Annotated in this window: 16 protein-coding genes and 1 riboswitch; of the genes, 6 read left to right on the top strand and 10 right to left on the bottom strand. The window is 63.9% G+C overall.

Going from position 1 to position 18,196, the window contains the following annotated elements; genetic code table 11:
- Positions 1-48: 48 nt before the first annotated feature.
- From metZ to VWZ87_RS12170, 5 genes are all read right to left on the bottom strand, one after another.
- Positions 49-1,239, bottom strand: coding sequence for an O-succinylhomoserine sulfhydrylase (gene metZ / locus VWZ87_RS12190; protein ID WP_416535064.1), 1,191 nt, complete (start codon positions 1,237-1,239; stop codon positions 49-51).
- Positions 1,240-1,299: 60 nt separating this feature from the next.
- Positions 1,300-1,378: riboswitch (SAM riboswitch) on the bottom strand.
- A gap of 99 nt (positions 1,379-1,477) precedes the next feature.
- A complete protein-coding gene (locus VWZ87_RS12185) occupies positions 1,478-2,092 on the bottom strand; it encodes an inner membrane-spanning protein YciB (protein ID WP_416535063.1) in 615 nt (204 codons plus the stop codon).
- 69 nt (positions 2,093-2,161) lie between these two features.
- The gene (locus tag VWZ87_RS12180) at positions 2,162-3,064 is read right to left on the bottom strand and encodes an EamA family transporter (protein ID WP_340546116.1); all 903 of its coding nucleotides are present in this window, start codon (positions 3,062-3,064) and stop codon (positions 2,162-2,164) included.
- A 97-nt stretch (positions 3,065-3,161) separates the two neighbouring features.
- The gene (gene ftsY, locus VWZ87_RS12175) at positions 3,162-4,328 is read right to left on the bottom strand and encodes a signal recognition particle-docking protein FtsY (RefSeq protein ID WP_416535062.1); all 1,167 of its coding nucleotides are present in this window, start codon (positions 4,326-4,328) and stop codon (positions 3,162-3,164) included.
- Between the two features lie 125 nt (positions 4,329-4,453).
- The gene (locus VWZ87_RS12170) at positions 4,454-5,131 is read right to left on the bottom strand and encodes a lysoplasmalogenase (RefSeq protein WP_416535061.1); all 678 of its coding nucleotides are present in this window, start codon (positions 5,129-5,131) and stop codon (positions 4,454-4,456) included.
- Positions 5,132-5,382: 251 nt separating this feature from the next.
- On the opposite strand from VWZ87_RS12170, the gene VWZ87_RS12165 reads away from it, so the two are divergent.
- Positions 5,383-5,796: a hypothetical protein gene (locus VWZ87_RS12165; protein WP_340546119.1), complete on the top strand. Its 414-nt coding sequence runs from the start codon at positions 5,383-5,385 to the stop codon at positions 5,794-5,796.
- Between the two features lie 19 nt (positions 5,797-5,815).
- Here the strand turns inward: VWZ87_RS12165 and xseA are convergent, their stop codons facing one another.
- Positions 5,816-7,408, bottom strand: coding sequence for an exodeoxyribonuclease VII large subunit (gene xseA, locus VWZ87_RS12160; RefSeq protein WP_416535060.1), 1,593 nt, complete (start codon positions 7,406-7,408; stop codon positions 5,816-5,818).
- Positions 7,409-7,542: 134 nt separating this feature from the next.
- Here xseA and purD point away from each other — a divergent pair, with 134 nt between their 5' ends.
- The 3 genes from purD (at position 7,543) to VWZ87_RS12145 (ending at position 10,888) form a co-directional block, all read left to right on the top strand.
- Positions 7,543-8,808 carry a phosphoribosylamine--glycine ligase gene (gene purD / locus VWZ87_RS12155; protein WP_416535059.1) on the top strand — a complete coding sequence of 422 codons (1,266 nt, stop codon included), beginning with the start codon at positions 7,543-7,545 and terminating at the stop codon, positions 8,806-8,808.
- 362 nt (positions 8,809-9,170) lie between these two features.
- Positions 9,171-10,052, top strand: coding sequence for a bestrophin family protein (locus VWZ87_RS12150; RefSeq protein WP_416535058.1), 882 nt, complete (start codon positions 9,171-9,173; stop codon positions 10,050-10,052).
- 221 nt (positions 10,053-10,273) lie between these two features.
- The gene (locus tag VWZ87_RS12145) at positions 10,274-10,888 is read left to right on the top strand and encodes a LuxR C-terminal-related transcriptional regulator (protein ID WP_416535136.1); all 615 of its coding nucleotides are present in this window, start codon (positions 10,274-10,276) and stop codon (positions 10,886-10,888) included.
- Positions 10,889-11,204: 316 nt separating this feature from the next.
- On the opposite strand, the gene VWZ87_RS12140 is transcribed toward VWZ87_RS12145, so the two are convergent.
- From VWZ87_RS12140 to VWZ87_RS12130, 3 genes are all read right to left on the bottom strand, one after another.
- The gene (locus tag VWZ87_RS12140) at positions 11,205-12,980 is read right to left on the bottom strand and encodes a DUF1217 domain-containing protein (RefSeq protein WP_416535057.1); all 1,776 of its coding nucleotides are present in this window, start codon (positions 12,978-12,980) and stop codon (positions 11,205-11,207) included.
- 191 nt (positions 12,981-13,171) lie between these two features.
- Complete coding sequence (locus VWZ87_RS12135) at positions 13,172-14,041, bottom strand: FG-GAP repeat domain-containing protein (protein WP_340546124.1); 870 nt, start codon at positions 14,039-14,041, stop codon at positions 13,172-13,174.
- Entirely contained in the window at positions 14,041-14,364 is a 324-nt protein-coding gene (locus VWZ87_RS12130; RefSeq protein WP_340546125.1) for a 2Fe-2S iron-sulfur cluster-binding protein, read from the bottom strand. Before VWZ87_RS12130 ends, VWZ87_RS12135 begins: the two co-directional genes overlap by 1 nt.
- Before the next feature lie 333 nt (positions 14,365-14,697).
- Here VWZ87_RS12130 and VWZ87_RS12125 point away from each other — a divergent pair, with 333 nt between their 5' ends.
- Positions 14,698-15,273, top strand: coding sequence for a peptidoglycan-binding domain-containing protein (locus VWZ87_RS12125; RefSeq protein WP_340546126.1), 576 nt, complete (start codon positions 14,698-14,700; stop codon positions 15,271-15,273).
- Between the two features lie 39 nt (positions 15,274-15,312).
- Entirely contained in the window at positions 15,313-16,065 is a 753-nt protein-coding gene (locus tag VWZ87_RS12120) for a Crp/Fnr family transcriptional regulator (RefSeq protein WP_340546127.1), read from the top strand.
- 615 nt (positions 16,066-16,680) lie between these two features.
- On the opposite strand, the gene VWZ87_RS12115 is transcribed toward VWZ87_RS12120, so the two are convergent.
- A complete protein-coding gene (locus VWZ87_RS12115; protein WP_340546128.1) occupies positions 16,681-18,195 on the bottom strand; it encodes a Do family serine endopeptidase in 1,515 nt (504 codons plus the stop codon).
- Position 18,196 lies beyond the last annotated feature (1 nt).

Here is an 18,196-nt window from a genome sequence, read left to right as displayed (position 1 = left end):
CGCCCTGCCCCCTTATCGCCGTCGCTATTCAGCCGCAGCTTCAGCCGATCAGGCCTCCGCCACCGCCAGGGCCTGTGTCAGATCCGCGATCAGATCGGCGGCATCCTCAAGCCCGACCGAAAACCGGACCAGACCGGGCGTAATGCCCAGTTCGGCCTTCAGCTCATCAGACAACCGCTGATGGGTGGTGGTGGCCGGATGGGTGGCGATGGATTTCGCATCGCCCAGATTGTTGGAAATCACCGGGATGGTCAGCGCGTTCAGGAACCTGAATGCAGCCTCCTTGCCGCCCTTGAGGTCCAGCGACAGCACCGTGCCGCCTTTGCCGCCCAGCTGGCGCTGCACCAGTGCGTATTGGGCATGGGTCTCAAGGCCGGGATACATCAGCCGGCTGAGTGCGGGATGACCGCTCAGCGCCTGCGCCAGTTCCAGCGCTGTATCGGCCTGGGCGTTGACCCGCAGGGAAATCGTCTCCAGCCCCTTCAGCAGCGTCCAGGCATTGAACGGGCTGAGGCTGCCGCCGGTGTGCTTCATATAGGGTTCAACGGTGCCCCGGATGAACTCGCGCGTGCCAAGGATGACGCCGCCCAGCACCCGTCCCTGCCCGTCGATATGTTTGGTCGCGGAATAGATCACCACATCCGCGCCCTGCGCGATGGCATTGGAAAACACCGGCGTCGAAAACACGTTATCGACCACCACAGTGGCCCCGACCTCATGGGCCAGCTCGGCCACTGCGGCGATATCGATCACCTCAAGTGTCGGGTTGGACATCGACTCGAAAAACACCGCCTTGGTGTCAGGGCGCAGCGCTGCGCGCCACTGTTCAAGGTCGGTGCCATCGACAAAGGTCACCTCAACCCCGAACCGGGTCAGGATCGTCTCGAGAATATAGAGACAGGAGCCAAACAGAGCCTTGGCCGAAACCACATGGTCGCCTGCCTTCAGCATCGAGGTCAGCGCGCCATTGACCGCCGCCATGCCGGATGCGGTGGCAAAGGCGTCCTCGGCCCCTTCCAGCGCGGCAATGCGCTCTTCGAACATCGCCACCGTCGGGTTGCCATAGCGGGCATAGATGAATTCATCGGGGCCGGTCTCGATAAACCGCGCCTCGGCCTGTTCGGCGGTGTCGTAAACAAAACCCTGCGTCAGGTAGATCGCTTCGCTGACCTCATTGTACTGGCTGCGGCGGGTGCCGCCATGCACCAGTTTCGTGCGCTTGTTCCAGGTCTCGCTCATCTTCTGTCTCCTTGCGCGCGTTGCGCATTAAAAAACCCCCATTCGGCCAAGCGAAAGGGGGTCCTTCACATCCTGACCTCTTTAGCGGGATTGTTTTACGTGGCCCGCAATCCGGTAACAAATCGCCACGATATATCCGTCCCGGATAAGCCCAAACCGCCGTTTGGTCAAGTCCGCTGCGCGCAGATCGCGACACGCAGCGACACCACCGGGACGGGTCGCTGCGGCCCTGCCCGCGTCACTCGCTCTCGTCCACCTCGGCGTCCGGCATCGCATAGGCCTGAAAGACCCGCGCCTGTGTCATGAAAAAGGCAAACATCGCCAGCGACAGGCCAAAGGTCTTGAAATAAACCCAGGTGTCGGTGCTCTGCGTGCGCCAGATCAGCTCATTCAGGAGCGCCAGCGCGAAGAAGAAGTAACACAGCCGCCGCGTCAGGATCATCCAGCCTGCGTCCTGCAGCGGCATCAGCTCATCCATCGCCACCTTCAGATAGCTTTCCCCCCGGATCAGACCAATCGCCAGCGCACCGCCCAGCAGCACATAAAGGATCGTCGGCTTCATCTTGAAGAACCGCTCATCATTGAACCAGACCGACAGCCCGCCAAACAGGATCACAATCACCAGCGTCCCGACCTGAAGTCTGGAAATATGACCGGTCAGCCGCCACAGTGCCAGGCTCGACAGCACCATCAGCGGAATGAAGGCCGCCGTCACCACGATAAAGCCCTTGTACTCCTGCCCGCCGATCATCAGCAGCTCATCGCGCAGGCGCAGGTAGCCGACAAAGAACAGCACCAGCGGGCCGTATTCCAGCACCAGTTTAAGGGTTCGGTTGATCGGTTTTCCCGCCATTTCTATTCCTGTTCCTAACCTGAATTCACCGGCGGTGATCGCCGAGGCCTGGCCGCTGCGCCAGCCGGATCAGCCGCCCATCTCCACTATCACGGCCCCCAGCGCGATCAAAGCCATCAGGGCAATCCGTCGCGGCCCCACGGTTTCCTTCAACACCAGCCAGCCGATAAGCGCGGCAAAGACCGTGGACGTCTCGCGCAGCACCGCCGCCTCTCCCACCTTGTCCAGCCGCGTGGCCAGCATGACCGCCCCAAAGGAGCCAAAGGCGATAAGCCCGCCCAGCAGCCCCTTGGCCATCAAAGGGCCGGGGTCCGGGCGCGGCACCATCGCCCGCCAGCGCAGATAGGCATAGGGCGGCATCGCCAGCCCGTCGATGAAGAAGAACCACGCAAGAAAGGTGAACGGATCCGCCGTCGCGCGAATGCCATAGGCGTCATAGGTGGTATAGAGCGCCACAAAGACGCCGGTCGCCACCGCCAGCGCCAGGGCGCTGCCCAGGGTTTCGCGATTGTCGGTCAGATTGCGGTAATTGTAGAGCGCCAGTCCGAAAATCCCCGCCAGCAGCACCAGAACCCCCAGCCACTGCACCGCTGTAAAGCCTTCGTCAAACAGCATCGACGCGCCCAGCACGGTGAACAGCGGCCCGGTGCCGCGCACCACCGGATAGACCACCGTGTAGCTGCCCTTGCTATAGGCCAGCCCCTGCAGGATCTTGTAGAGCACATGGATCAGCCAGACGCCCGCAAAGATCGGCCACATATGCGGCTCGGGCCAGGGCACCACAAACAGCGCCAGCGGCAGGGCCATCAGCCCATAGGAGAAATCAATTGCACCGCGCGACAGCCAGGGGTCATATCGCCCCTTTTGCAGCGCTCCGAACACCGCGTGCAGGATCGCCGCCATCAGCGCCAGCGCAAGCGCCGCATGATGCCCCGCCTCGGTTCCCTCCAGAGAGATCAGCCAGTCGCTCAACCGCAGTACCTTTGCTCCAGAACAGATCGCCGGGGGTTTTCCACCCCCGGACCCCCGAGGATATTTTCAGCCAGAAGATGCGGCTGGCGCGCGCGGCTCAGGAGGTTTCCAGCCCGGTCAGAGCGGCCGCAAATTCTTCGGGATCAAACGGGGCAAGGTCGTCGATCTGCTCGCCCACACCGATGGCATGGATCGGCAGGCCGAATTTATCCGCCAGCGCCACCAGCACACCCCCCTTGGCGGTGCCGTCCAGCTTGGTCATCACCAGCCCCGACACATCGGCCAGTTTCTGGAAGGTTTCCACCTGATTGAGCGCATTCTGCCCGGTGGTGGCATCCAGAACCAGCAGGGTGTTATGCGGCGCGGTCTCGTCCTTCTTGCGGATCACCCTCACAATCTTTGCCAGTTCTTCCATCAGATCGGCGCGGTTCTGCAGGCGGCCAGCTGTGTCGATCATCAACAGATCCGCCCCCTCTTCCTGCGCCCGTGTCATCGCATCAAAGGCAAGGCTGGCAGGATCCGATCCCTCGGGCGCGGTCAGGACCGGCACACCTGCACGGTCGCCCCAGACCTGCAACTGCTCCACTGCCGCGGCGCGGAAAGTGTCGCCTGCGGCGATCACCACCTTCTTGCCCGCGGCCTTGAACTGGCTGGCCAGCTTGCCGATTGTGGTGGTCTTGCCGGAGCCATTGACGCCCACCACCAGCACCACCTGCGGGCGTTTCTGGTAGATTGGCATCGGGCGGGCGACCGGTTCCATGATGCGGGCCACCTCTGCGGCCAGCAGCTCCTTGATCTCACGCGTCGAAAGCCGCTTGCCAAACCGGCCCTCGGCCATATTGGCCGTGACACGCAGCGCGGTATCGACCCCCATGTCGGCGGCAACAAGAAGATCCTCCAGCTGCTCCAGCATGTCGTCATCCAGCGCGCGGCGCGGCTCATCCGCCTTACCGCGCCCTATCAGACGCCCCAGAAGTCCAGGCGCTGCCGGAACCGGGTCCGGGGTCGGCGCGGGCATCGGCTTCATCGCCGGTTTCGCCATCGGCTCTGCTGTGCGGGCGGTCTGTTCGGGTGTCTCTGCGGGGATCTCGGACGGCGCTTCAGACGGCACCTCCACTGGCGGTGCGGATGGCGGCACCTCGGGCGTCTTCTCCGGTGTGGGCTGTTGTGCGGCTGCGCCCTCTTCGACGATGGCATCAAGCCCTTCCTCAAGCTTGTTCGACGACTTGAACAGCCGGTCCTTCAGTTTTGAGAAAAACGCCATGTCGGTCTCCGCATATTGGGTCTGTGCGAGTTGTCACGCGGACACCTAATGCGGTTTTGCGGCAAGTGCAAAGCACCTCGGTGCGCCGACCGCCACAAAACCGATGCAGGAGCCGGCCTAAGCCGCTACAGAAACGCCAGCAGAAACCCCGCCTGCGCCCCCCAGTAGAGCGGCCAGACCGCATAGGGCGTGAACCGCCGCGCCGGGTGATCCTCGGCCAGCACAAAGGTTTCAAAGGCCAGAACGATATCGGACGCCATGAAGGCGAGCGCCGCAGGCAGTACCAGCGCCAGCCCTTGCAGACTGCCCCCCAGCGGCAGGGTCAGGGCTGCCAGCCCCATGCTGATGATGATCGGCACATAGGCCAGCACCGGAGCTTTCAGGGCACCGGCACGCGGCGCCAGCAATCGCGCCATGGCGATGCCCGCCAGCGCCAGCACCACAACGCCGAGCGACTGCGGCATCTGCAATAGCCGCGCGGCCTCGCTGCTGTCCTGACCGAGGAACAGAAACACATAGACCAGATGTCCCGCTGCAAAGGCCCCGACCCCGGCCATGAAGGCGCCTTCGCCATCCCGCGACAGGCAGAAATCGCCAATGGCACAAAGCCCAAGCGCGAGGGTCAGCAGCACTGGCCCACCGCCAAGCCAGGCGGCAATCGCCAGCAGCAGCACCGCCAGGGTCTTGGTCGCGCTGCGCAACACGCTGGTCGGCCGCGCCGTGAGCCCCAGATACACAAGCGCAAATAGCGCCGCCGCGCCGATCAACGCATCCCCCATAGGGCTGTTTCCCAGTTCCGGCATCCCACTCTCTCCCCTCGCTCTGGCCAATGACCTCAGCCGCACCGATCTGCACCAATCTGCACCGGGCAACCACCTGAGGCTGCGGCTTTTTTCTACACCGATGTTGCCCAGCACACCGGCCCCGGTCAAAGGTGACGCCGCGCAACCCTGCGCCCGCGCCGCCGTGCCCGAGGCATCGCGCGATTCTGCCTGTCATCGCCCCCGCTGCGGAAACCATGGTCAGGGCGATACGGCTCTGGCACAGTCGATCCATGCGAATGCTCTGTCTGATTCTCTCGGCGATCCTGTTGAGCAGCGCCCTGCAGGGCCGTCCGGCCGCCGCCGGTGCGCCTCTGACAGCGGATCAGTTCGACCGCTACACCCAGGGCCGCACCCTGTTCTACGGTTTTGATGGCGTGCCCTATGGGGTTGAGCGCTATCTGCCCAACCGCCGGGTGATATGGTCGTTTCTGGATGGCCGCTGCCAGAACGGCGAATGGTATCCGCAAGCCGATCAGATCTGTTTTGTCTATGACGAGATCGGCACGCCGCAATGCTGGCAGTTTTCATTTGGCGACAACGGGTTAATTGCCCAGTTCGAAGGCGACCCGGAGGCAACCGAGCTTTACGAGGCGGAGGAGCTGGGCCAGGAGATGCTCTGCCTCGGCCCGGACGTCGGCGTCTGAGCACGCGCCAGAGGCCGGCTCAGAACAGGGAGCCTTGATCCCCCGGGTCTGATGTGTCGCTCTTCTGGCTGGTCGATTTGGACCGGTCGTCCGCCGATGGCGCGGCGGCGACCGCATCGGATTTGACGGCAGGGGCTGCTTCGCCGCCTGCGGTCGTTGTTGAGGTCGTTGTCACGGTTGGGGTCACCTCGATCTCGGCGTCGGCAAATTCGATATGAAGCCGCGCCTGCGATGCCGCCTCTGCGGCGCGGGTGATCACCGTCTCGCCGCTGCGCACCACCGCATAGCCGCGCCGCAGCGTGGCCTTGTAACTCAGAATATCCAGCTGACGCCCGGTTGCCTCCAGCCGTTGCCGCTGCCGGTCCAACCGCTGTGCCTGCACGGTATCGAGCCGCTGGGCCAGCTGGCCGAGGCGGTCCTGCTGACGCGCAAGATCCTGCCGGATCGGGCGCAGGCTCAACCTTGAAGAGAGGTTGCGCAGCCGGTCGCCACGGGTGCTGACCAATTGGCGCAGGGTGCTGGGACGCAGCGCAGCTGCCGCCTCACTCAGCCGCAGGCGGCGACGCTCAACCCCCCGGATCAGCGCATCGGGCAATTTGTCCCCCCACAGATCCAGCCGCTGACGCGGGGTTTCCAGCAATGTGTCGGGTTTGGGCAGCGCGCGGGCCAGATCATTGAGCCGCTGGCGCCGCTGCTGCACCGCCAGACCGGCAGACCGCACCAGCCGCGCGCCCTGATTTTCGGTCCAACCCATCAGCTCCAACCGCACCGGCACCGCCAGCTCTGCCGCCGCCGTCGGTGTCGGCGCCCGGCGGTCGGACACAAAATCAATCAGCGTGGTATCCGTCTCATGCCCCACGGCAGAGATCAGCGGAATCTGCGAGGCTGCGGCGGCGCGGGCGACGATTTCTTCGTTGAACCCCCAGAGATCCTCGATCGAGCCACCACCCCGGGCCACGATGATCAGATCGGGCCGCGGCAGCGCGCCGCCCGGTGTCAGCCGGTTGAAGCCGTCGATGGCGCGGGCCACCTCCGGTGCGCAGGCCTTGCCCTGCACGGCGACCGGCCAGACCAGCACCTTGCGCGGGAAGCGGTCGCGCAGCCGGTGCAGGATATCGCGGATCACCGCACCCGATGGCGACGTGACCACGCCGATGATCTGCGGCAGATAGGGCAGCGGTTTCTTGCGTTCCGGCGCAAACAGCCCCTCGGCCTCCAGCTGCATCTTGCGCTTTTCCAAGAGCGCCATCAGCGCCCCCTGCCCGGCAACCGCCACCTCGTCGACGTTCATGTTGTACTTGGACTGCCCGCCAAAGGCCGTCAGCCGACCGGTGACCACGACCTCCAGCCCCTCCTCCGGCACCACCGAAAGACTGGAAATCTGCCCCTTCCAGGTGGTGCAGGCCAGCACCGAGCGGTCGTCCTTGATGTCATAGTAAAGATGCCCGGACCGCGCCTTGAATACCCGGCCCACCTCGCCGCGCACCCGGATCCGGCCGAAAGTGCCCTCCAGCGTGCGTTTCACCTCGCCGGAGATTTCCGAAACGGTGAATTCGGGGGCATTCTGCCCGGGCCGGTCAGCCGGGGTGGGATCGTCAAACAGGTCGGACATCGGCGGGCTGCTCTCCTGCGTCACAGGTGGTTCTTGTTTTGAAGTCGCGCGCAGCATAGAACCCGCCGCAAGCAAGGCAAGCCCCGGCAACCGCCGACGGCGCCATTGGTGCAGGCAGATCGGAGAACACGGACATGAACATCCTTATCCTCGGCAGTGGCGGGCGGGAACATGCGCTCGCCTGGGCGGTGATGCAGAACCCCAAATGTGACAAGCTGATCGTGGCACCGGGCAACGCGGGCATCGCCCAGATCGCCGATTGCGCCACCTTTGATATCGAGGACGGCGGCACGGTGGTGACCTTTGCCGAGGAAAACGCCATCGACTTCGTCATCGTCGGGCCCGAGGCACCGCTGGCCGCAGGTGTTGCCGACCGGCTGCGCGAGGCGGGCCTTCTCGTGTTCGGCCCCTCCGAGGCCGCCGCAAAACTGGAAGCCTCCAAAAGCTTCACCAAGGAAATCTGCGACGCGGCAAACGCTCCGACCGCAGGCTACGGCCATTTCACCGACGCGGACGCCGCCAAGGCGCATGTGCGCGAGCACGGCGTGCCCACCGTGGTTAAGGCGGACGGTCTGGCCGCAGGCAAGGGCGTCATCATCGCCATGACCGAGGAGGAGGCAATGGCGGCCATCGACGACATGTTCGGCGGCGTCTTCGGCGGTGCGGGCGCCGAGGTGGTGATCGAGGAGTTCATGGAAGGCGAAGAGGCCTCCCTCTTTGTGCTGGTGGATGGCGAGGACGTGCTGGCAATCGGCTCCGCGCAGGACCATAAGCGCGTCGGCGAAGGCGATACCGGCCTCAACACCGGCGGCATGGGCGCCTACTCCCCCGCACCGGTGCTGTCGGCTGAGGTCCAGGCAAAGGCGATGGAAGAGATCGTGAAGCCCACCATGCGGGTGATGGCGGAACGCGGGATGCCCTATCAGGGCGTGCTCTATGCGGGTCTGATGATCAAGGACGGACAGCCGCGGCTGGTGGAATACAACGTCCGCTTCGGCGACCCGGAATGCCAGGTGCTGATGATGCGCCTCGGCGCCCAGGCGCTGGACCTGATGCAGGCCGCCGCCGAGGGCCGCCTGGGTGACGCGCAGGTAAACTGGGCCGATGACCATGCGATCACCGTGGTGATGGCGGCAGAGGGCTATCCCGGATCTTACGAAAAATTCACCGAGATCAAAGGCCTGGACGCGCTGCCCGAAGACAGCAGCAATATGGTCTTCCACGCGGGCACCAAGGAACAGGACGGCAAGGTACTCGCCGTCGGCGGCCGGGTGCTGAACGTGACCGCCCGTGGCGCTTCACTGCAAGAAGCCCGCGACCGCGCCTATGCGATGGTGGAGGGTGTCAGCTGGCCGCAGGGCTTCTTCCGCCGCGACATCGGCTGGCGCGCGCTGAAGTAAGACCGGTCGAGCAGGCACTCCCGTCTGTTTCAGAACCATCACAGATGGCTCAACACAGTTGGGCATGGCCGGGCGCTGCTGCGCCCGGCGGCGCAAGCGGCAAGCCCCGACGCCCAGTGAGGATACCGCACACCGGGCTGTCCAGACCCGCCCGGTCGAATCCGACAGGACACCGCGCAATCTCCCCCCAGTCTGACGTTTTCGGCCACGTGCAGCGGTGGGGCGGGCCCTAGGTTGCAGGCGCGCCAAGGCGAGCCTCCCCTTTCGGGACCGGCACTCTCAGTTCCCGGTCTCGGATCCCCCGTCAGGCAGCTGCGCAATTGCCCTAGTCCCGCCTTTGAGCGAAGCGGAGTCCACTTTCGATGATCCTACGCGACAAACCCGGCCTGATGCAGCTGCTGTTTGCGCTGCGCGGCTCTGTCCTGCCCCGCATACTGCCCCGTATCCTCGGCCTCTCCGCCCTATCGGCGCTGGTGCTGTGGATTGACGCCGATATCACCCGCCTGCCCCATACCAATGCCGCGCCTTTTGCGGTCTTTGGCATCGCGCTCTCGCTGTTTCTTGGGTTTCGCAACAATGCCGCCTATGACCGCTGGTGGGAAGGTCGCAAGCTCTGGGGACAGCTGGTCGCGGACCTGCGCTGCCTCAGCCGTGAGGTGGACCTGTTTGTTGCCGACCCGCAGAGCCGACGCCGGATCCTGCGGCTGGCCCTTGCGTTTTTGCATCTGCACCGCATCAACCTGCGCAAAGAACGCGACACCAGCGCCGCAACCCGCTGGGCAGGCGACGATTTCACCACCGCGCCACATCCGCCCTGCGCAGCGCTCGACGCCCTTGCCGCGACGCTGGCCACAGCCGCCGACGATGGGTTTGCCCGCAAGGCGCTAGCCGAACGCACCGCCAGCATGGCGCTGGCTCAGGCGGGCTGCGAACGCATTGCCACCACGCCGCTGCCCTATGTTTATTCGCTGCTGGTGTTTCGCACGACCTACCTCTATTGCCTGCTGCTGCCCTTTGCGCTGATCGACAGCGCGGGCTGGCTGACACCGATTTTCGTCGGCATTGTCGCCTATGTCTTCTTCGGCCTTGCGGAGGTGACCGAGGAGCTGTCTCACCCCTTTGGCGAAACGGTGAACGGCCTACCGCTGGATGCCATCTGCCGGACCGTTGAACGCAGCCTGGCCCCAAAGCTGGGCGAGGAGGTACCGCCACCGCTGCAACCGATCGACTATTACCTCTCCTGACACGCCGACAGGATCAGCATGCCGGCTGGCAAGCACCTGTTTTCACGCTGCCTTCACTCCGCTAAGATCCTTGTAACAGCGACCGCCCCCGCTCCCGAAGGCTCAGCCCTGCCGCGGAGCTGCGGTCGCCGCGACAGGCAGGACATATGCAGGAACAGCAGGACCAGATGACGGCCAATAGCCAGCAGCCCCGCCCCGGCCTCGACGTCGGCACAGCGCCCATGGGCGATCCCGGCGTCGAGACGCTCGACCAGCTCTTTGCCACCCGTGACCTGATGCAGCTCGCCTATGATTTCCTGCCGGTGGGGATCGTTGTCACCGAAAACCGGGTCCTGCGCGACTGCAACCGGCGGTTCTGCGAGATGTTCGGCTACACCCGGCTGGACCTGCTCGATCAGCTCTTTGCCTTTCTCTACCCATCGCAGGAAGAATTTCTCAACCTGCGCAACCGGGGAAATGACACATTGGGAGCCGGCGCGCCCTATTGGGACGAACGGGTGATGCGGCGCAAGGACGGCAGCCTGTTCTGGGTCCGGGTCCGTGGCCATAGCTTCACACCGCAAGAGCCGCTGGCACGCGCGGTCTGGAGCTTTGCCGATCTGTCCCGATCCCGGCCCTATCAGCCCCTGACCCGGCGCGAACGCGAGGTCTATTCGCTGCTGTGCGAAGGCAAGACCAGCAAGGAAATCGCCCGAAGTCTGGAGCTGAGCTACCGCACCGTCGAGGTTCATCGCGCCCGGCTGTTGAAGAAGGTCGGCGTCAGCAATACCGCCGCGCTTTTCTCCTCTCTGGGTGACATCGACGGCGCCCATGTGGTGGGCACGCCCAGCCCGTGACCGCGTGAAATGCGCTCGCAATCGCGCCGGGGCCCGCAAGATCCAACCGCTGTCACGGGCTGGGCGCGGGTTGATCCGCCATAGCCCTCCCCGGTTTCGGTTCCGGTTCCGGTTCCGGTTCCGGTTCCGGTTCCGGCAAAGATCGCGCCTCATGCTGCCGAAGTCGATCACGGGGCCGAGCGTCGGCACAAATTCCGCAGGCCGGGCCGATCAGATCAGCCCGCGTCCCTGATCGTACCGGGTAAGCCGCCAATGTCACGAAGGGTGACCGCAGGGGCCGACGCTGGCCCGGCACCTTTGTCGCAATGCCCGCGCGCTATCGGAACAGCGTGAAGACCGGATCGCTGAAGCCGCTCGACGCCAGATCACTGTTCAGCCCGCTCAGCAGCAGGAAGCGGTTTCTGAACTCGTCCAGCTTGTCAGGCTTCAGAAGATCCGCCGGATGGCTGGTGCCAAAAGACGACTGCGCACGTTCTTTCATCTCATCGACCTGGCGATCCACGTTCAGCTGGCCAAAGCTGGATGGCAGGCCCAATGCCGTCTCAAACACCGCTTTCAGCGGCGGTGAGCCGATGATGCCGAACCAATGGGCATCTTCGCTGCCACCGGCATCCGCGATCGCTTGCAGCTCGCGCTCCAAGGCAAGGGCAAGGCGCATGTTCGGGTCACTCTCCCCGATGGCGGCCTCGAAATTCCGATCCTTGTATAGACCCGCGATCTCCTCAGCGAAACCAGCGGGATAGGTGCGGTCATTGGTACCGGGGTTAAAAGCAAAGGCATGCGCCATGGCCTTCAGATTCGGATCCCGGTGCAGGTTTGCATAAGAAATTTCGGAGGACAGATCCGATTCAAAAGCCCTGATCATCACGTCAAAATCAAGTTCCCGCTCACTGATGTTGAACACATCCAGCCCCGCCTCAAAGGCATCGAAATCAAATACGAACCGCCGTGGCAGCTCATAGTTCTCCAATTTGCCGTCGACCTCATCGGCCAGCACCTTCATCCGGCTTGGCGCGGTGGGCCATTCGTTCTGAAACGCCTCGGCAAAATTATGGAACGCAAGATTTCCGGGCTGATTCACAAAAGAGCTTGGGTCCGAGAGATCGGACTCCAGCACATCACGCAGATAATCCTCGCCTGGGTTGCTCAGGTAGAACTGCTCCAGCGCATCCGCGAGCAGTTCAGGCTGAGACAGCAGCTCGTCGGGGCTGGTGAAACTGTTGATATCGGGGATCCCGAAACCAAAGGCGCGCGACATCGCCAGATAGCGCGGATCCTCCTGCTGGTTGACGGGCGATTCCGGATCATAGGGGTTTGATTCCAGCATCCGCTTGAGGAAGATCGAGTTGGTATATTCCAGATCGAAACTGTCCACGACTGCCTTCAGCAGATCCTCATTGGCCAGCAGCTCATCCGCATTGGCCGGACCATTGCCATCGTTCACGGCGAGGAATTCGCCCACCAGCGCCTCCATGCTGGTGCTGTAATCCGGCGGCCGGTTGAATTCGAACGCCTTGGCAAAATCCGCCAGTTTCGTATCGCTCAGCCGGTTCACAAAAGAGTTCGGATCGGTGGTATCGGATTCCAGGACCCGCATCAGAAAGAACTCGTTACCGGCGTATTTCTTCAGGCCAAAGTCATCCAGAGCCTGATTGAGCAGGGTCTGGTTCGACAGTAGATCCTCCGGGCTGGCGACAGTCACATAGGGTTTTTCTATGCTTGTGCTCGGCAGCTGCGGGCCGCTCTCACTGCCAAAGCCAAAGGTCTGCGCAAGACCAAGATAGCGGCTGTCGTTCAGCCGGTTGGCAAAAGAGGTGGGCTCAGACAGATCTGATTCCAGCACCTTCTTGATGAAGGCGCGGTTGTTGATGTCCTCTTCCAGACCAAAGGCGCCCAGGGCAACCTTCAGCACATTATAGTCGCCGAGCAGCTGATCGGCAGTCTGGATATTGTCGATTTTCCGCGTGAAGTCCTGCACCGCGCGATCAATGATCGGCGATTTTTCAAAAATCTCCTGCTGCTGGGCGCGGGTTCGGTCCAGAAAATTCCATCCGGCGATACCGGTTCCCAGCACATAGGGTGAAAAGGTCACGCGCCTGTCTCCTGCTTGCAAACGGGTTCCGCCACCGGCTGCGACAGCGCAATCCGGGGGGTGTCTTTATCAAGAGAATACGCGCAAAGTGGTGAACAAATCTGCAACGCAGGGGCGCACTGCGGCAACAGCCGGCAAGAAAATAAACCCAACTTTACCGAAGCGGCGCCGAGCATCTGCCGCCTGCCCGCTCAGTCGGCCTGAACCGGCCCCTCGCACCGCAGCGCCGCCGCCAGACCCGTCGCAGGCGAATATGCACCAATTTCCCGGCTGATCACGCGACCTGCCACAAGGGTGCTGACCATGATCCGGCTCCATCCGGCGTCCACAGTCAGCAGCTGCGGGCCATCACCGCAGTCCCGCAGCCCCGACGTGATGAAACCCTCCCCGATGCGATGGTTCGTCAGCCCGGACCGCTGTGCGACGTGATGCAGCGCACCGTCGCGATAGCGCCAGATCCGTAGGGTTTTCGCCAGATGAGGACGGTCGATATAGGCGATCTCGATATGGCCGTCGCCATCCAGATCAGCCGCCGCGATCGGGGCCAGCCAGCGAAATCTCGTGCCGATATGCGGCGTCGCTGCCATCTTGCGCAGCGCCCCGTCATGCAGACCGTAGATCGCCAGCTGCGCGCCCCTGACCGGATCGCTTTCGACCACCACCACCTCCGGCAGCGCATCGCCCGTCACATCCCAGAGCCGTGGCGCCAGGTCCTCGAAGACCGCGCCAGCGACAGGCAGGGCCACACGATGGCCGGTGCCTCTGCTGTCCTGCACCACCAGGGCCGAATACTCGATGTGATCGCCCAGCACCCCATGCGGATAATGCGCGGTGGGTGCGGCGAATTCAGCACTCGTCAGCCGGAGCGGATCCTGCGCCGCCGCAGCCGAAACCATTGCGGACAGCAGCCCGCCTGCACAGATCGCCCGCGCCAATACGCCAGGAATGGCAGGGCCCGCCCCGGACCCCGCCCGCCACGGGCGCAGCGCCTGACCTGCGCGGCGTCGAGACAGGGGCCAGGCGCGCCACAGATGACGCCGCGCCTGCGGCCCCAGCCGCATCAGATCTGTTTTTCGGGCATATGCACCACGAGACCGTTCAGATCATCCGTCACCTTGATCTGGCAGGTCAGACGCGAGCGCGCGGGATCCGGCTCATAGGCGAAATCCAGCATATCCTCTTCCATGTCGTCCTTGGCGGGGAGCTTCTCAACCCAGGCGGCATCGACGTAGACATGGCAGGTCGAACAGGCGCAGGCGCCGCCGCAATCCGCTTCGATCCCGGGAATATTGTTGTCGCGCGCGCCTTCCATCACGGTCAGGCCATTGGCCACATCCACAACATGTTCGGCACCATTGTGTTCGACATAAGTGATCTTTGCCATCGTCAGCTGCATCCTTTTTCGCGTTGCGTCCGAGGTTGTAGCCAACCGCTGGCCACCGCGCCAGTCAGAAACCACCCGCGGGGCAAAACTCCTGCGCCGCGTTGCACCAGGCCCCCGCCCTCCCTGCGTCCTCCCCCTGTGGGTTGGTTGCCGGTCACGCGCCTTAGCTGAGCCATCAGAGCATAGCACACCAACAGGCCCGGCGATAACGGGGCTTTGCGCTGGGGCGCGAACTGCGGTAGCCTAGCCCCGGATGCGCTCCGACGCGGGGCCATCCCGGCATCACGGCTGCCGGTATTTCGACACAGGTGTTTCGACACGGGGACTTTGTTCATGTCTGACCTCTTGCGCCCGCACGGGCCCTGGCTGGGGCAGGCCTTTTTGCGGCATATCTGCCGAGGCACAGTCCTGCCGGCCACGGCGGGGCTGGTGGTGCTGATTGCGGCCTGTACCGCGCCACAGACCGGTGGCAGCAGCCTGCAGGTGTCGCGCAATGCTCCCGCCGCCCCGCCCGGCGCTGCCCCCGGCAGCTGCTGGGGCACCCATACCACACCCGCCGTGATCGAAACCGTGACCGTGCAGGTGATGACCCGACCTGCCAGAACCGCCGCCGACGGGCAGGTGCTGGAACCGGCGCGGTTTCGCCGCGAGACCCGACAGGACATCGTGCGCCCGCGCCGCGAAAGCTGGTTTGAAACCCCCTGCCCGGTGGATATGACGCCGCAATTCGTCGGCTCGGTCCAGCGCGCCCTGGCGGTGCGTGGCCTCTACCAAGGCCAGATCACCGGCATCCTGGATCGCGACACCCGCGCCGCCGTGCGCAAATTTCAGGAACGCGACGGGTTTGACAATGACCAGCTGTCACTGGTCAGCGCCCGCAGACTGGGGTTGGTAGCCGTTGAGAACTGATCCCCGCCCCGCCCCGTCCCCTAGCACCGAAGGTCTGACATGAGCCCATCGCCAGCCACCGGTGCCCTGCACAGTTCGGGCAGCTCCTCCGGCAACAGCACCGGTCGCGCGGCCTCCTCGGCCCGCCGCAAATGGCTGTTGCCCGACCGCGGGTTCCTCTCTGGTGCCTCCGACCGGTTGCTGGAAATGCTTGACAGCCAGGCCAGTGAAGTCCTCCTGCAGGCTGGCGAAGAACTGTTTGAACAGGGGGATGAGGGCGACGCGCTCTATGCCATCGTCAGTGGCGCGATTGAATTCTCCACCCTGTCCTCTGCCGGGCGCAAACTGTCGCTGGACATCATGCGCCCCGGTGCCGTCTTCGGTGAGATCGCCCTGTTTGACCCCGGCCCCCGCACCGCGACCGCAACCGCGCTGGAGCCCAGCCGCCTGCGCCGACTGCGCAGCGGCGACGTGCTCGCCAAGCTGCAACACCATCCCTCGCTCGCCGGAGATCTGCTGCGCCTCGCTGGTCAGCGGATGCGCTGGATGAACACGCAATACAGCGAACAGGTGTTTCTGCCGATGCCGGTGCGGCTGGCGCGCAAACTGCTGTATCTCACCACCGAAGGCGGCGACGGGCGGTTGTCGCTGTCGCAGAGCGAGCTGGCTGAATTTGTCGGCGCCACCCGCGAGGCGGTGTCCAAAACCCTGTCGCAGTGGAAACGCAGCGATGTGATCGATATCAGCCGTGGCGGTCTTACCATCCGCGACCGGGCTGCGCTGCGGCTGCTGTCGGACCCCGACATCGGCTGACAAAGCCGCAGGCTCGGATCTCCGCAGGCCCCGGATCCTCCCGCCGCACCTTTTCCCAAAGACTGCCCTCGCCAGCCGGGAAGCGCACCGCGCGAGATCGGCAATCGGATAAATCTTAATCCATTGTGAACTGGGTTACAGACCAGACCGCTCCGGGCAGGGCATGGTCACGACAGGTTGCCGTTATCCGTTCCATCCCAACGGCATCCTGTCCCATCAAGAGCCATGTGTCACGGCACATGGCTCGACGGGACCCAGGGACATCCGCCGGGCGCAACCGGGGACCAATGCGCCATCTGGGGCGGCGGATATCTACGAACAGCTTGTTGGATCGAACAGAAGGTGCCTGGGGGGTGCCTGGGGTTATTGGACCCATGTGCAGACGCCTCCCGTCGGCGTGAGTCCGTGACACGCCGGACCTGTGGGCCGGGGGCAATTTCGCCACCCTGTGATGATCCACGCAAAAGGGCCGAGCATCCCTGCCCGGCCCTTTTGTTATTGTATCTGCTTGTTGTGGTATCTGCCTTACGCGCACGTCAGGTGCCTGTCTGCGGCCTGTCTGTGGCAGGTGACCGGTCAGATCGGGCCGCCCACCGACGGGCGGCCCTTGACGGATCACTCCGACAGGTTCAGCGCCACGAACCGCGGCTCACCGGCACGGCGCACCAGCAAGAGCAGCGACTTGCGACCGGCTTCCTTGGCTTCGTCGATACGCGCTTCCAGCTCACTGATCGAGGTCAGTTTCTGCTGGCCCGCCTCGGTGATCAGATCGCCGGCACGCATGCCTTTTTCCCAGGCTTCCGAACTTTCATCCACCGAGGTGATCACCAGACCATCCATGCCATCGGGCACGTTCAGCTCGCTGCGCTGCTCATCGCTCAGACGGCTGACGGTCAGACCCAGCAGCTGTTTCTCCGCCATATCCGGCGCGCTGTCATCACCAGCGGCAGGCGTGCTCTGGCGCTGCGCATCTTCGCGACGGCCAAGGGTCACCCGCAGGGTTTCGGTCTTGCCTTCGCGGAATACCCGCACCCGCACGGCTTTGCCGACTTCGGTATTGCCGACCTGACGCACCAGACCGCGGGTGTCCTTCACATCGACCCCGTCAAAGGACAGGATGACATCACCCGCCAACAGGCCGGCCTCTTTCGCCGGGCCTTCCGGCACATCGGTCACCAGCGCGCCCTTGGCACTGTCCAGACCCATTGCCTCGGCCACATCGGTGGTCACATCCTGGATGCGCACGCCCAGCCAGCCGCGGCGGGTTTCGCCGAACTCTTTCAGCTGGTTCACCACCTTGCTGACCACATTGGAAGCCATCGAGAAACCGATCCCAATCGAGCCGCCGTTGGGCGACAGGATCGCCGTGTTCACACCGACGACCTGACCATCCATGTTGAACAGCGGTCCGCCGGAGTTGCCCCGGTTGATCGCCGCATCGGTCTGGATGTAGTCGTCATAAGACCCCGACAGCTCGCGGTTGCGCGCCGACACGATCCCGGCAGACAGCGAGAAGCCCTGCCCCAGCGGGTTGCCCATCGCGACAACCCAGTCGCCAACGCGGGCCAGATCGCTGTCGCCAAATTTGACAAAGGTCAGCGGCATCGGCGCATCGACCTTCAACAGCGCGATATCGGTGTTGGGATCAGTGCCGACCACCTTTGCGGGCAGCGGCTGCGACGGCTGGCCTTCACCGGGGAAGAATTCGATCTCGATCTCATCGGCTTCTTCGATCACGTGGTTGTTGGTGACGATATAGCCATCTTCAGAAATCACAAACCCCGATCCCAGCGCCGAAGAGCGGCGCGGACGGTCGCCCTGATCGCCGTTGCGGTCCTGAAACTCCCGAAAGAAATCCTCAAAAGGTGAGCCCTCGGGCACGATGCCCTGCGGACCGGTGCGTCCCTCAACAACAGTTGTCGTGGTGATATTCACCACCGCCCGGCTCACCTTGTCGGCCAGCGGGGCCAGGCTTTCAGGCCGGGCCTGGGCGATGGCCACCTGCGCCAGCACCATCAGGGTGCTGATCATGGCCAGCCAGAGCAGGCGCCACTGCGTCGCCTGCCGCGCGGGGGCGCGGGCAAGGGCGCGGGCGCCGCTGATTGTGTTGTTCTTTGCCTGTGGCTGCACG

The organism is Phaeobacter sp. JH20_37, assembly GCF_048056015.1.
Classification (GTDB): Bacteria; Pseudomonadota; Alphaproteobacteria; order Rhodobacterales; family Rhodobacteraceae; genus Phaeobacter; species Phaeobacter bryozoorum.
The sequence above is the reverse complement of the archived record's forward strand: the minus strand, read 5'-3'. Positions and strand labels throughout refer to the sequence as shown.

What these genes read in the sequence shown, in the direction of transcription:
- metZ (WP_416535064.1), bottom strand. Translation starts at nt 1,239, where the DNA reads ATGAGCGAGACCTGGAACAAGCGCACGAAACTGGTGCATGGCGGCACC.
- VWZ87_RS12185 (WP_416535063.1), bottom strand. Translation starts at nt 2,092, where the DNA reads ATGGCGGGAAAACCGATCAACCGAACCCTTAAACTGGTGCTGGAATAC.
- ftsY (WP_416535062.1), bottom strand. Translation starts at nt 4,328, where the DNA reads ATGGCGTTTTTCTCAAAACTGAAGGACCGGCTGTTCAAGTCGTCGAAC.
- VWZ87_RS12170 (WP_416535061.1), bottom strand. Translation starts at nt 5,131, where the DNA reads ATGCCGGAACTGGGAAACAGCCCTATGGGGGATGCGTTGATCGGCGCG.
- VWZ87_RS12165 (WP_340546119.1), top strand. Translation starts at nt 5,383, where the DNA reads ATGCGAATGCTCTGTCTGATTCTCTCGGCGATCCTGTTGAGCAGCGCC.
- xseA (WP_416535060.1), bottom strand. Translation starts at nt 7,408, where the DNA reads ATGTCCGACCTGTTTGACGATCCCACCCCGGCTGACCGGCCCGGGCAG.
- purD (WP_416535059.1), top strand. Translation starts at nt 7,543, where the DNA reads ATGAACATCCTTATCCTCGGCAGTGGCGGGCGGGAACATGCGCTCGCC.
- VWZ87_RS12150 (WP_416535058.1), top strand. Translation starts at nt 9,171, where the DNA reads ATGATCCTACGCGACAAACCCGGCCTGATGCAGCTGCTGTTTGCGCTG.
- VWZ87_RS12145 (WP_416535136.1), top strand. Translation starts at nt 10,274, where the DNA reads ATGGGCGATCCCGGCGTCGAGACGCTCGACCAGCTCTTTGCCACCCGT.
- VWZ87_RS12135 (WP_340546124.1), bottom strand. Translation starts at nt 14,041, where the DNA reads ATGCGGCTGGGGCCGCAGGCGCGGCGTCATCTGTGGCGCGCCTGGCCC.
- VWZ87_RS12130 (WP_340546125.1), bottom strand. Translation starts at nt 14,364, where the DNA reads ATGGCAAAGATCACTTATGTCGAACACAATGGTGCCGAACATGTTGTG.
- VWZ87_RS12125 (WP_340546126.1), top strand. Translation starts at nt 14,698, where the DNA reads ATGTCTGACCTCTTGCGCCCGCACGGGCCCTGGCTGGGGCAGGCCTTT.
- VWZ87_RS12120 (WP_340546127.1), top strand. Translation starts at nt 15,313, where the DNA reads ATGAGCCCATCGCCAGCCACCGGTGCCCTGCACAGTTCGGGCAGCTCC.